The sequence below is a fragment of the Terriglobus sp. TAA 43 genome, from assembly GCF_000800015.1.
Lineage (GTDB): Bacteria > Acidobacteriota > Terriglobia > Terriglobales > Acidobacteriaceae > Terriglobus.
This window is the reverse complement of record NZ_JUGR01000001.1, coordinates 3,146,093-3,157,617: the sequence shown is the minus strand read 5'-3', so window position 1 is coordinate 3,157,617 and position 11,525 is coordinate 3,146,093. Positions and strand designations below refer to the sequence as shown.

Annotated in this window: 12 protein-coding genes; 11 read left to right on the top strand and 1 reads right to left on the bottom strand. The window is 53.9% G+C overall.

Translation table 11 applies throughout. The features are described from left to right. Nucleotides 1-200: 200 nt before the first annotated feature. The 11 genes from M504_RS13395 to M504_RS13350 all read left to right on the top strand — a co-directional run bounded on the left by M504_RS13395 (nt 201) and on the right by M504_RS13350 (nt 10,042). Complete coding sequence (locus M504_RS13395; protein ID WP_047492196.1) at nt 201-461, top strand: hypothetical protein; 261 nt, start codon at nt 201-203, stop codon at nt 459-461. Between the two features lie 98 nt (nt 462-559). Next, the gene (locus M504_RS13390) at nt 560-1,474 is read left to right on the top strand and encodes an RNA polymerase sigma-70 factor (protein ID WP_084214330.1); all 915 of its coding nucleotides are present in this window, start codon (nt 560-562) and stop codon (nt 1,472-1,474) included. Nucleotides 1,475-1,516: 42 nt separating this feature from the next. Further along, complete coding sequence (locus M504_RS22730; protein ID WP_084214329.1) at nt 1,517-1,897, top strand: PAS domain-containing protein; 381 nt, start codon at nt 1,517-1,519, stop codon at nt 1,895-1,897. 236 nt (nt 1,898-2,133) lie between these two features. After that, nucleotides 2,134-3,138: a cytochrome c oxidase subunit II gene (gene coxB, locus M504_RS13385; RefSeq protein ID WP_052200713.1), complete on the top strand. Its 1,005-nt coding sequence runs from the start codon at nt 2,134-2,136 to the stop codon at nt 3,136-3,138. Nucleotides 3,139-3,150: 12 nt separating this feature from the next. Further along, nucleotides 3,151-4,836, top strand: a complete 1,686-nt coding sequence (gene ctaD, locus M504_RS13380; protein WP_047492193.1) for a cytochrome c oxidase subunit I — start codon at nt 3,151-3,153, stop codon at nt 4,834-4,836. An 8-nt stretch (nt 4,837-4,844) separates the two neighbouring features. Next, nucleotides 4,845-5,444: a cytochrome c oxidase subunit 3 gene (locus M504_RS13375; RefSeq protein ID WP_198137599.1), complete on the top strand. Its 600-nt coding sequence runs from the start codon at nt 4,845-4,847 to the stop codon at nt 5,442-5,444. A 4-nt stretch (nt 5,445-5,448) separates the two neighbouring features. Continuing rightward, entirely contained in the window at nt 5,449-6,339 is an 891-nt protein-coding gene (locus tag M504_RS13370; RefSeq protein ID WP_052200712.1) for a hypothetical protein, read from the top strand. Next, nucleotides 6,336-7,067: a cytochrome c gene (locus M504_RS13365; protein ID WP_047492190.1), complete on the top strand. Its 732-nt coding sequence runs from the start codon at nt 6,336-6,338 to the stop codon at nt 7,065-7,067. The genes M504_RS13370 and M504_RS13365 overlap by 4 nt, the downstream gene beginning before the upstream one ends. Before the next feature lie 13 nt (nt 7,068-7,080). After that, the gene (locus M504_RS13360; protein WP_084214328.1) at nt 7,081-7,713 is read left to right on the top strand and encodes a Rieske (2Fe-2S) protein; all 633 of its coding nucleotides are present in this window, start codon (nt 7,081-7,083) and stop codon (nt 7,711-7,713) included. Next, nucleotides 7,701-9,191: a cytochrome b N-terminal domain-containing protein gene (locus M504_RS13355; protein ID WP_047492188.1), complete on the top strand. Its 1,491-nt coding sequence runs from the start codon at nt 7,701-7,703 to the stop codon at nt 9,189-9,191. Before M504_RS13360 ends, M504_RS13355 begins: the two co-directional genes overlap by 13 nt. Next, a complete protein-coding gene (locus M504_RS13350) occupies nt 9,188-10,042 on the top strand; it encodes a cytochrome c oxidase assembly protein (RefSeq protein ID WP_052200711.1) in 855 nt (284 codons plus the stop codon). Before M504_RS13355 ends, M504_RS13350 begins: the two co-directional genes overlap by 4 nt. Nucleotides 10,043-10,099: 57 nt before the next feature. Here the strand turns inward: M504_RS13350 and M504_RS13345 are convergent, their stop codons facing one another. Then, on the bottom strand, nt 10,100-11,509 hold the full coding sequence (locus M504_RS13345) for a sulfatase (RefSeq protein WP_084214327.1): 1,410 nt from the start codon (nt 11,507-11,509) through the stop codon (nt 10,100-10,102). Nucleotides 11,510-11,525 lie beyond the last annotated feature (16 nt).

The window sequence follows — 11,525 nt, the reverse complement described above, 5'->3', positions numbered from 1 at the left end:
AGTGCAGGCGAAAATTCCGGGCGGTTGCATCCAAGCCCGGCATGGGATTACGCGGACTGGTTTCGTTCCGCGTGATGAGATGTATGCGCAGAGGAGCTGGTTTTTCGCGATTTCACCAGCTTGTTCCCGATGAAGGAGAATCGCCGGCAATTGGGGAACTCTGCGTGTGCATACGAACCGCGAAAGGAGGATGAAGAACAATGAGCGCTTACGAGCCGAGTGGGGAAAAGAGCAGTCTGCAGATTGATTCATACGAGCTTCGAGCCAGCCAGGAAGAGTTCTATCTGGAAGAGACCGAGGAAAACCTTCGGATGATTTTGGAATGTGACATTACAACTTCTCAGATACCGGAACAGTCTCTTCCGGATGCCGAGAGGGAAATCGAAGCCCTTCTCACAGGAGATTCGGATGACCCACCTTTAAGTGAAGACCAAGTGGAAGACGCACTTAGGCAGTTCTGAATTCTGTTCTTGAGCCATGTAGGAATAAGTACTGGAGCTCAGGGGTTACGTTGAGAGAAAACTCATTCGGGCCATTTGCTTACGCAGCGGGATAAAATATGCCAACCGTGATGGAAGAAGAACTGATTCCGAACGTTCACGACAGAGGTGGACACGACGATGGTCTGTCTGCCTTTGCAGCGGTGCGTCCCCGTCTCTTTGGCATTGCCTATCGCATGCTCGGCAGTGCTGCGGAATCAGAAGACATCTTGCAGGACGTATGGATGCGGTGGCAGACCACCAATCGAAACGTGGTGGAAAATCCTGCGGCGTTTCTCGCCACAATAACCACGAGGATGTGCATCAATCTGATCCAATCCGCTTCATCGCGCCACGAAACCTATACGGGAACGTGGCTTCCGGAGCCAGTGGACACCAGCAGCGATCCCACCCTGGGGGCGGAGCGCGAAGAAGCATTGCAACTGGCAGTGCTGGTCCTATTGGAAAAATTACCCGCTACGGAACGTGCTGCCTATGTACTGCGCGAGGCGTTCGACTACTCCTACCGTGAGATTGCAGAGACTCTTCAAATTGAAGAGGCCAACGCCCGTCAGCTGGCGTCGCGTGCTCGCAAACATATTGCAGAGGAGCGCCGAACAGCTGTGAACGCTAAGGAACAGCGTCGCTTTCTTGAGGCGTTCATCAACGCTGCACAGCGTGGCGATATGGCGACGCTGGAAAACCTATTCGCAGAAGATGTTGTGTCCTATTCCGATGGCGGTGGCTTTGTGCGCGCGGCACGTGTGCCTGTGGCAGGCCGTGAGCGTGTCGCCAAGTTCATTGCGGCATTCGCGTCCCACTTCTGGCTGGGTGTCACGCTTTCATGGACGCATGTGAACGGTAGGGAATCCATCCTGATCTCTTGTGCGAACGAGCCAATCGGGTTGGTAGCGACAGACGCTTCCGATCAGGGCATTTACGAAATCATGTGGGTCATGCGCCCCAGCAAACTCTCGCGCATGCAAACGAAATAAGGGCCACTATCTAAATCTCGACGCCAAGCTTCCCTTTCAGACGTGACGAATGGCGATCCGGATTGGATCAGCAGGCACATTCATCGCTTGGATCAGCCCCTGGTTCGTGAAGCCATCCAACAGGCGACTGAAACGAAGGGTACATTCGAACTCAAGCACCGGGTCATGCGAGCGCATGGCACCTTGGGCTGGACGCTATCCCGAGCCATACCAATCCTCGATGACAGCCGAGAGATCCGCACTTGGACCAATGCGGCAAGCAAAATCAGGGATGCCGATCTACAAAAAGGCCCGACTGGCTCTTTTCCCAGTCGACATAGCAGTCACCCTAAAGTAACTTGCAAACCTTTCCAACGCCGTGCCAGACCTCGCGTTTCAAAACCTCCGCCACTTTTTCTCCGAATCCATTTGATGGCCAAATAATAATGGTTGGATTTCGGTCGATCGTCGTATGCTTGTGCGCGAAACGGATTTTCCTTTGGGCTGGAGCGCGTTGTTTTGCAGTGCAATCAACGCAGCATGCAAGACCGGACAGGAGCTTCGTACGTGCGACATCACCGGGCATCCCGACACGAAGAGATTCAGTTAGATACGCTGGCCATTCGCGCGTTGCAGTTCATTGATCTGCGGTTCACTGCATTTTCTGCTGGGAGCGTTCTATGATCTTTCAGCTCGCCAAAACCAGCTATCAATTGCCAGATGTGGTCCATGGGAATACGAGCATCTTCTCTCCCAATGGCACACCTTCGCACCTGATCTTTGGCCTCTCGATGTTGGTGCTGGTTTCGACGCTTTGCATTTTCATAGTTGTTGGCGGACTACTGACATATGCTTTGCTCAAGTATCGGCAGCGATCCTCTTCGCCAGATGCGCTTCAAGAACCACCACAGATTTACGGAAGCAATCAGATTGAATTGTCGTGGACGGTTGTCCCCGTCCTGATTGTGGTGATGCTGTTTCTCGCCAGCGCGCGAATTATTTACGTCACAGAGCACGCACACAAACCGGCCTCTGCGTTGGACGTCACAGTCATTGGGCATCAATTCTGGTGGGAATATCGCTATCCCAAGGAAGGCATCGTTACTGCAAACGAATTGCACATTCCTGTAAGTAATAAGGCCAATCCAACTCCCACTTACCTGACGATGTCCTCAGCAGATACGGATCACAGCTTCTGGATTCCGCGTCTTGCCGGCAAGATGGATGTTATTCCCAACAAAGTAAATATCATGTGGGTCGATCCGCAGACACCGGGTCTCTATCTTGGGCAATGCGCTCAATATTGCGGAACACAACATGCGAAGATGTTGCTCCGAGTGTATGCAGACACTCCGGAACAATTCGCCGCATGGATTGCGCATCAGAAGCAGCCTGCTGTTCAGGATGAATCTGCCAAAGAAGGGCGCGCCGTATTCCTGCGTAACGCCTGCATGAGCTGCCACACGATCTCCGGGACTGAAGCCACAGGACGCTTCGGCCCCGATCTAACCCACGTTGCAAGCAGAGATACATTAGCCTCCGGCGCAGTAAAGAATACGCCGGAAAACCTGCGCACATTCATCAATGACCCGGCACACTTCAAACCCGGTGTATTGATGCCAAGCATGCACCTTAACGACCACGATATGGATACCGTCACAACCTATCTCGGCACGCTGAAGTAGAAGGACGAGGCTATGGCGACACAACCGATTCCTGCGACCGTCGATGTAACAGATATAGGCAAGCGGCGAAGCCTCGTACTCGAGATTTTGCACGATTGGTTGACTACGGTCGATCACAAGAAGATCGGCTTGATGTACATCGGATATGCCTTGGTTTTTCTGGTTATTGGTGGCTCGCAGGCTCTCCTGATGCGTGCCCAACTGGCCGTCCCAGATAATCACGTGGTTTCACCTCAGACTTTCAATCAACTGTTTACGATGCATGGCACCACGATGATCTTTTTCGTCGCCATGCCAGTCTTGTTTGGTTTCGGAAACTATCTCATCCCACTGATGATCGGCGCGCGGGACATGGCCTTTCCCAGGCTCAACGCGTTCAGCTTCTGGGTTTCTGCCTTCGCCGGTTTCCTTTTGTATTTCAGCTATCTTGGCGCATCGGGCCTTTACGGAGCTGGTAGCGCTCCAGACGTGGGCTGGTGGGCCTATGCGCCACTAACAGCAAAGCCATTTTCCCCAGGACACAGCACCGACTACTGGACGCTTTCGATTCTTCTGAGCGGCATCGGCAGCATTGGTACTTCAATCAATATCGTTGCCACTGTCGTGTCCATGCGTTGCCCTGGGATGAAGCTCACGCGCATGCCACTGTTGCCGTGGTTGTACCTTGTGATGTCGCTGATGATCTTTGTCACCATCAGCCCATTGACTGCAGCCCAGATCATGCTGATGCTGGATCGCTATCTTGGTTCGCATTTTTTCGATACGCAGGCCGGAGGCTCTGCCGTTCTCTGGATGCACTACTTCTGGATCTTCGGACATCCGGAAGTTTACGTACTGATCCTCCCGACCTTTTCATTCATGAACGAAATCGTTCCGGTCTTTTCCCGTAAGGCGATCTTCGGTTATCCGGCGATGGTCGCCGCATCAGTCGGCATCGGGTTCGTCAGCTTGAGCGTCTGGGCACACCACATGTTCACCGTCGGAATGGGACCAGGGGCGAATACCTTTTTCGTCTTAGCCACCATGACCGTTGGCGTCCCGACCGGGATCAAGGTCTTCAATTGGATAGCAACCATCTGGGGAGGAAAGATTCAGTTTGCGACACCGATGAAGTTCGCTGTTGGCTTTCTCTTTCAGTTTTTAATAGCTGGACTCACCGGGATCATGCTGGCAGCCGCACCATTCGATTGGCAGTTAGGTAACTCCTATTTTGTCGTAGCGCATTTTCACTACGTCATCGTAGGGGGAATTCTCTTCTCGCTATTTGCTGCCTTCTATTACTGGTATCCCAAGATGACGGGCCGGATGCTCAATGAAACACTCGGCAGCTGGCACTTTTGGCTCTTCCTGATCGGGTTTCACCTGACGTTCGACCTAATGCATATTCCCGGCATTCTGGGCATGCCACGGCGTATTTACACATACGAGGCAGATCGCGGTTGGATGATCTGGAATCTTCTTGTGGGATGCGGTGCGGTAGTGCAAACGGTCGCAACGCTGGTGTTTGTCTACAACCTTGTATGGTCTTTCTTCAAGGGCCGCAAGGCGGGTCCTGATCCATGGGATGCGTGGACTTTGGAGTGGTCGACGGCTTCACCGCCCCCTGCCTACAACTTTGCAACAACACCTTCTGTAAACAGCCGCCGCCCCCTGTGGGACCTGAAGCATCCTGAAGACCCGGACAACAGTTACGAGTAGGAAGGACGATGATGAGCCAAACCGCCGTCATACCGCAACAACCGAACGCTGATTGGGTGCTGCCATCACGTGGCATTGTCGGCATGTTGTGTCTCATTCTTGCCGAGGCCACGATCTTCCTGATCTTCGTAGTCGCCTATGTGTTTTATATCGGTAAGAGTCTTAGCGGACCGACGCCGCGTGAAGTTCTCACGCTACCAATTTTCGGTACGATTTGCCTTCTATCAAGCAGCATCACCGTTCATATGGCTGTGAGTGCTTTACATTCCGCAAAGAAGTCACTCTGCTCGCTCTGGATCGCTGCCACCGTTGCTCTGGGTAGCATTTTTCTTGGCAGCACTGCCCTCGAATGGCACAAGCTGATCTATCGCGACGGCCTGACGTTGCAAACGAACCTATTTGGTACGACCTTTTATTCACTCGTAGGTCTGCACGCGTCCCACGTCATCGTTGGACTCATCCTGCTTACGGTTGCGCTTCTGTTTTCGCTGCGAGGCTCCCTGGGCGTCCAGCACACGGAACGTTTGGAAGTTTTATCGCTGTATTGGCATTTCGTAGATGCCGTGTGGGTGGTTGTTTTTCTTGTGGTTTACGTTTTTGGGAGGTGAACGCATGCATACAGATCCCGCGGAGCCACTTGTTCTTTCGGAGAAAGCGCCACACGATGAGGTCATACACCTCCCGGCGCCTACAGTGTGGCCGTTTGTACTTTCGCTGGGCACTGCATTCATGTTGGCCGCTCTGGTAACAAGCGAAGTGCTCGGCATCCTTGGCTTCGTATTGTTTCTTTGCGGCGCGGTCGGCTGGTTCTTTGAAGTGTTTCCGCATGAACGTCACATCGACGTGCCCGTGACGGTCAAAGAGGTTGGTGTGGTCACCTCTCGCAGCCTGCATCAGAGGCTGCCCACGAGCGACCTCCATCGTAAGATTTTGCCCGTTGAGACCTTTCACATCGGCACCGGGGTAAAGGGCGGCATAGTGGGCGGTATCGCCATGATCCTTCCTGCAACACTTTTCGGCTTATTGAAGCACCACAGCCTTTGGTATTCGGCGAACCTGCTTGCTGCGGGCGGCTTCGTCAGTTGGGTCGGGGCAAGCGACACGTTTCTCAGTCAGTTTCATTGGCAAGGACTACTCGCCGCGATCGCGATTCACGGATTCATCTCATTGCTCGTTGGCCTTCTCTATGGCGCGATGTTGCCCATGTATCCGCGATATCCCATTGTGACCGCGGGCATAGTTGTCCCGTTATTGTTCACAGGCATCACTCGGTCCGCACTGGGGGTTATTAGTCCCATCCTGAATGCGCGGATCGACTGGTTTTGGTTTGTTCTTTCGCAAATTAGTTTTGGGCTCGTGTGTGGCTTCGTGGTCAACCTGCAGGCCAAGGTGCGGACACCGCAGTTTCAGGCGCTTCCGTTCTCGATCAGGGCGGGCCTCCACGGCTCTGTACCACTTGATTCGACCACGAACGACACCGAACCAAAGGACGATGCTCGATGACCAAGCGCCTATCGACGGTCGCACTGGTAAGTGCCCTTTGCTGTTTCGCCTTGTCCGCATGCAACGAACCACCAGGCAAGCCCGGTCCCGCAATCGAAGCACCACGTCCGCAACAAATCAATTCGTTCGCAGTTCTTTATAAGCAGAACTGCGCGGCCTGCCATGGCGAGAATGGGAAAGGCGGCGCGGCAATCTCACTCGCCAATCCGGCATACATCGCGACCGCTGGACAAAGCTCCATTCAGCACATCATCGCCCAAGGTGTTGCGGGAACCATGATGCCAGGATTTGGGAAAGGTGCAGGCGGATTTCTGACCGACGCGCAAATCGCCACACTCGCTCAAGGCATAGTGTCTTCCTGGGGTAAACCTGCCGATTTCCTCAACGTGAAAATGTTGCCTTACGCTGCGTCGAATGCGGGCGACGTAGCAAGGGGCAAAGTGGCCTACGTTACTTATTGCCAAAGATGCCACGGCAACAACACAGGAGCTTCGGATGCGTCACGATCGAAGTCGATCCTGGATCCAACGTATCTGGCTTTAATTAGTGATCAGGGATTGCGCAGCTTGATTATCGCTGGCCATATGGACGCGCGCATCGACTGGCGATCCTACGTTTCAGGCTCCAATTCCCACGAGCTGACCGATGCCGAAGTTACAGACATCGTGGCGTGGATGACATCACACCGTACCGAGAATCCAGGCCAGCCGTATCCGCAACGCCCATAAGAGTGAGAGGACTATGAGCGATCTGATGAATGAATCCGAAGCCCCAAACGCCGAAGCTTCTTCAGAGGCAAAAGCGGACGCACACACACGTCGTGCGTTTCTGTTCAAGATCTCTCTTCTACTCAACGCTGGCGTTGGCGCGGTTCTCGCCGTGCCTATTGTCGGCTTTCTGCTTGGACCGGTACGGCGCAGTAAAGAATCATCTGGGTCGTGGATCTCGCTCGGAAATGTAGACACATTTCCTGTTGGGGAAACGCGCTTTGCGGAGTTTGTTAGTCCTGTTGCAAATTTCAGCGATGGTGACACAGCAAAGATTCCTTGTTGGGTGCGTCGTGCGAGTTCCGCCAAATTTCAAGTCTTCGCCGTCAACTGCGCTCACCTCGGTTGTCCGGTGCGCTGGTTCCCAGAGTCAAGGCTTTTTATGTGCCCATGCCATGGAGGCGCTTACTACGAGAATGGGGATCGCGCAGCGGGCCCGCCGGATCGCGGACTTTTTGAGTACCGTACTCGTATCGAAGATGGACAGCTTTCCATTCACGCTGGGGATATGCCGACGCCGGCAACACAAGCCTCCTGCAAGGACAAACCCCTGATTCAAATTGCTCCAGCAACCAGCACTTCGAGGTCGAACACATGGGAGAGCTGAAGCAGAACGTTTGGAAACTGTATCGCTGGGTTGAGTCGCGTCTCGGCCTCATCGAACCCATGACCGAGGCGGCGACCCACCCGACACCGGAAAACAATGTCAGTTGGATGTACGTCTTCGGAAGCGCGGCTACCGTGCTGCTGCTGTTGCAGGTAGTGACGGGGGTTCTCTTGGGGTTGGTCTACAACCCCACGGCCAAAGATGCGTGGGACAGTCTGCAATTCATCAATCACAATCTCTCTCTCGGCTGGTATCTGAGGGCGCTGCACGGATGGGGATCGGACTTCATGGTCGTCATCGTGCTCATCCATCTCATTCAGGTTTTTCTCTTCGGCGCTTACAAGTTCCCGCGCGAACTCACCTGGATTGTTGGCGTCTTTCTTCTGCTGCTCACGTTGGGAATGGCCTTCACAGGGCAGGTTCTTCGTTTCGATCAGGATGCCTATTGGGGCCTCGGAATCGGCGCGTCGCTGGTCAGCCGCGTTCCATGGATCGGCGCGCCACTGGTTCACATCATGCTGGGCGGACCGATCATCGGAGGAGCAACTCTTTCACGCTTTTTCGCGCTGCACGTGTTCATCATCCCCGGAACACTTCTTCTTGGCACGGGTGTCCACATCTGGATGGTGCTACGGCACGGCGTCAGCGATTGGCCAATGCCAGGCCGGCTTGTTAGCAAAGACACGTATATAAGCGAATATCACGAACTCACGGAGAGAACGGGCGTGCCCTTTGTCCCGGACGGTGCATGGAAGGATGCAGTCTTCGCGGCCACAATGATTCTGGCGGTGATGGCGTGTGCTTTCTTCTTCGGTCCGATTGGTCCCAGCGGCGTGCCAGACCCCACCATCATTCAAACTGTTCCTAAACCGGATTATCCGTTCTATTGGCTCTATTCCGTGTTGGCGTTTCTTCCGCCAGCGCTTGAGACCCCTCTAATACTGATCGCACCTGTGCTCATCATTGCGGGATTGCTTCTTGTTCCCATCGTTGCAAGTGAAGGAGAACGCCATTGGAGCAGACGCCCCGTTGCCGTTCTTACAGTGACGATTGTCGTCGTTGCGCTTGGCATCTTTACACAGCTCGGGAGCACAACTCCATGGAGTCCTAAGATGGAGGCCTGGTCGAGCGACCCGATTCCGGAACAGTACTTGAAGAATCGATCACCGCTTGAGCATCAGGGCGCGCTCGTCTTACAGAACAAACAATGCCGCAATTGTCACATGCTGGGCGGGAGTGGCGGAGAACGCGGTCCCGCATTGGATACGATCGCCACTCGCATGACCGAAGATCAAATCATCCGTCAGGTGCTGCAGGGTGGCGGAAACATGCCAGCATACGGAAATGCGCTTACTCCGCCTGAGACTAAAGCGCTTGTTCAATTCCTGCTAACTCTCAAGGGGAATAACGTGCCGTTGGCAGAAGATGCCTCACGGAAACTTGCTGAAGCTGAGAGTACCGATAGGAAGAGCCAGTGACCTCGGAGGCCTTTCGCGACGCCGTTGCAGATTGGCGTCTGCCACCGTGGCTGACGCTTTCTCTCCTTCTGACGGCTGTTGTTTATGCGCGCGGATGGTTTCTCATTCGAAAGACTCGACGTGTCCAGTTTTCTTCGGCACGTCTTTTGTCCTTTCTCTCGGGAATCGCAATCTTGTGGTTTGCTATCGCATCGCCAATGGATGAATTCGCCGACCGGTTGCTGAGCGTCCACATGGTGGAACATCTGCTGCTCATGTCCGTCGTACCACCTCTGTTGTGGATTGGTTTGCCAACCGTACCTATTCTCCGCGGAATCCCCACGCCAGTCCGCCGTAGATTCATCGCTCCACTACTGCGACAAAAGTATTTGCGCCGTTTGGGTGAGTGGATCACGCAACCTCTCACGGCATGGCTGTTGATGAACGGTATGTTTCTCGGCTGGCATGTTCCCCTGCTCTACGATCTCGCACTCGAAAATGAAACCGTTCACGGGATAGAGCATTTATGTTTCCTTGCGTCTGCCATGTTGTTCTGGCGATACATCCTTCTTCCGTGGCCAGCGCGTGCGGACAAACACGGATGGGGAATTTTGATTTATCTGGTTTCTGCCGATGTGGTGAACACTATTCTCGCGGGCGTTCTTTCTTTCTGCGGTCGGCCTGTGTACGGATACTACGTGGAACACGGGAGTGGTTTTCAAGTCGATCCACTCGACGATCAGGTGTTAGGCGCGGTCATTATGTGGGTCATCGGGTCGATCGCGTTCCTTATTCCAGCGATCATAATTACAACCGGGCTGCTACAGCCGGCTCGCGTCTTACCGCATAAGACGAAAGTCGCCGATTGCTAATGCGTCAGCATTGCGAAGAGATACACCGCCTCGCTACTGGAGCGGTGTACTCACGGCTTAAGAAAACTGGCCCTTGCTTGTGGGCATTTCCTTTGGAGAGATACCGTTCACTGGTGCCGAACGACCTCCTGGCGGCAGCGCCACCGGGCCATTCAGCAGCGGGTCGTTCGTGGCGTGCATCCACTCATCCATCTGCTTCTGCATATGTCGCAATATCTCCGCATAAGCAGGATCGCGCGCCAGATCGTTACGTTCTGCCGGATCAAAGACCACATCGAATAACTCTTCCGTGTGCAATAGCTGTTGCTTTTGCCACCCCTCACGTAACCAGTAAGACTTTGCGGCACCGTCATCACAGTTAGGCAGCACATAGGTGGTGCGACCGTCGTAGCGACGCTGATACTTGTAGCGTGGCGTGCGGACGCAGCGCTTCGGCTCGTATGCAGCGTGATATGTGACCTCTGCAAAGATGACTTCGTTCACTTCTTCCTTCTCTCCGCGAACGACAGGAAGAAATGATTTTCCCGCAAGCCATGCGGGTTTGGTCATGCCCAGATAATCGCAGATGGTTGGGAATACATCGATGTGTGATAGCAAGGCATCGCAAACACCTGCTTTGGAAAATTCTCCTGGACCGCTCATCATGAATGAGACGCCAATTCCTGCATCGTCCAGATTGGCCTTCATTGTTGGAAATGCAATACCGTGATCCGTAGTGCTGATGATGAGCGTGTTCTCGCGCAGGCCGTTGGCTTCCAGCGCATCCAGAATGCGGCCTACGGCCTTGTCCATATCGCGTGCGCTTTGATGAAAGCCAGCCATATCAATTCGTGTGGATGGGTTATCTGGCAGTGGAGCGGGCGGCAGGATGTAGTCGGCATTATCTGTTGGTGCTGGGTAATCGCGATGCGTTTCGAAGAAGCCACAATCAAGAAAAAACGGTTGCTTCGGCGCTTTGTTCAAGAACTCAATTGTGTGGCCGGCAACATCCGCAGCAAGACGGTGTGTGCCGGGCAGGATCTCGTCAAAGCCAATCACCTTAGGATCGACCGCAATATGCTGTAGGCCGGCAAGCACCGTGTAATAGCCCTTTTGCTCACGCAGACTATGAAGTATGTGCTGCTTATAGTCATGGAGTTTCCAACCCAGATGGGCAAGACCGTTCATGCCGGCCGCGTGTGGACTCTGTCCCGTCAACAGCGCGGATCGGCTTGCCGAGCATGAAGGTGCTGCGCAATGCATCTTTCGAAATAGAATGCCTCGACTGGCAATTCTCATCAGGTTCGGCGTGGGTACGTTGTGGCCATAGGGCCGCAGATAACGTCCTGAATCATGCGAATGCAGATAGACAATATTGGGCAATGATGCAGCCTGCCCCAGCGCAGCCACAGGACGAATCGCTGTGGCTGCGGATGCAGTTGCGGCTGCTTTCAGAAAGCTGCGACGGCTGCTGGATTGATTGAACATCTCTTCCTCATTCGTA

Excerpts from the sequence above, each read along its gene's own strand:
- M504_RS13395 (WP_047492196.1), top strand. The coding sequence starts at position 201 with ATGAGCGCTTACGAGCCGAGTGGGGAAAAGAGCAGTCTGCAGATTGAT.
- M504_RS13390 (WP_084214330.1), top strand. The coding sequence starts at position 560 with ATGCCAACCGTGATGGAAGAAGAACTGATTCCGAACGTTCACGACAGA.
- coxB (WP_052200713.1), top strand. The coding sequence starts at position 2,134 with ATGATCTTTCAGCTCGCCAAAACCAGCTATCAATTGCCAGATGTGGTC.
- ctaD (WP_047492193.1), top strand. The coding sequence starts at position 3,151 with ATGGCGACACAACCGATTCCTGCGACCGTCGATGTAACAGATATAGGC.
- M504_RS13375 (WP_198137599.1), top strand. The coding sequence starts at position 4,845 with ATGATGAGCCAAACCGCCGTCATACCGCAACAACCGAACGCTGATTGG.
- M504_RS13370 (WP_052200712.1), top strand. The coding sequence starts at position 5,449 with ATGCATACAGATCCCGCGGAGCCACTTGTTCTTTCGGAGAAAGCGCCA.
- M504_RS13365 (WP_047492190.1), top strand. The coding sequence starts at position 6,336 with ATGACCAAGCGCCTATCGACGGTCGCACTGGTAAGTGCCCTTTGCTGT.
- M504_RS13360 (WP_084214328.1), top strand. The coding sequence starts at position 7,081 with ATGAGCGATCTGATGAATGAATCCGAAGCCCCAAACGCCGAAGCTTCT.
- M504_RS13355 (WP_047492188.1), top strand. The coding sequence starts at position 7,701 with ATGGGAGAGCTGAAGCAGAACGTTTGGAAACTGTATCGCTGGGTTGAG.
- M504_RS13345 (WP_084214327.1), bottom strand. The coding sequence starts at position 11,509 with ATGTTCAATCAATCCAGCAGCCGTCGCAGCTTTCTGAAAGCAGCCGCA.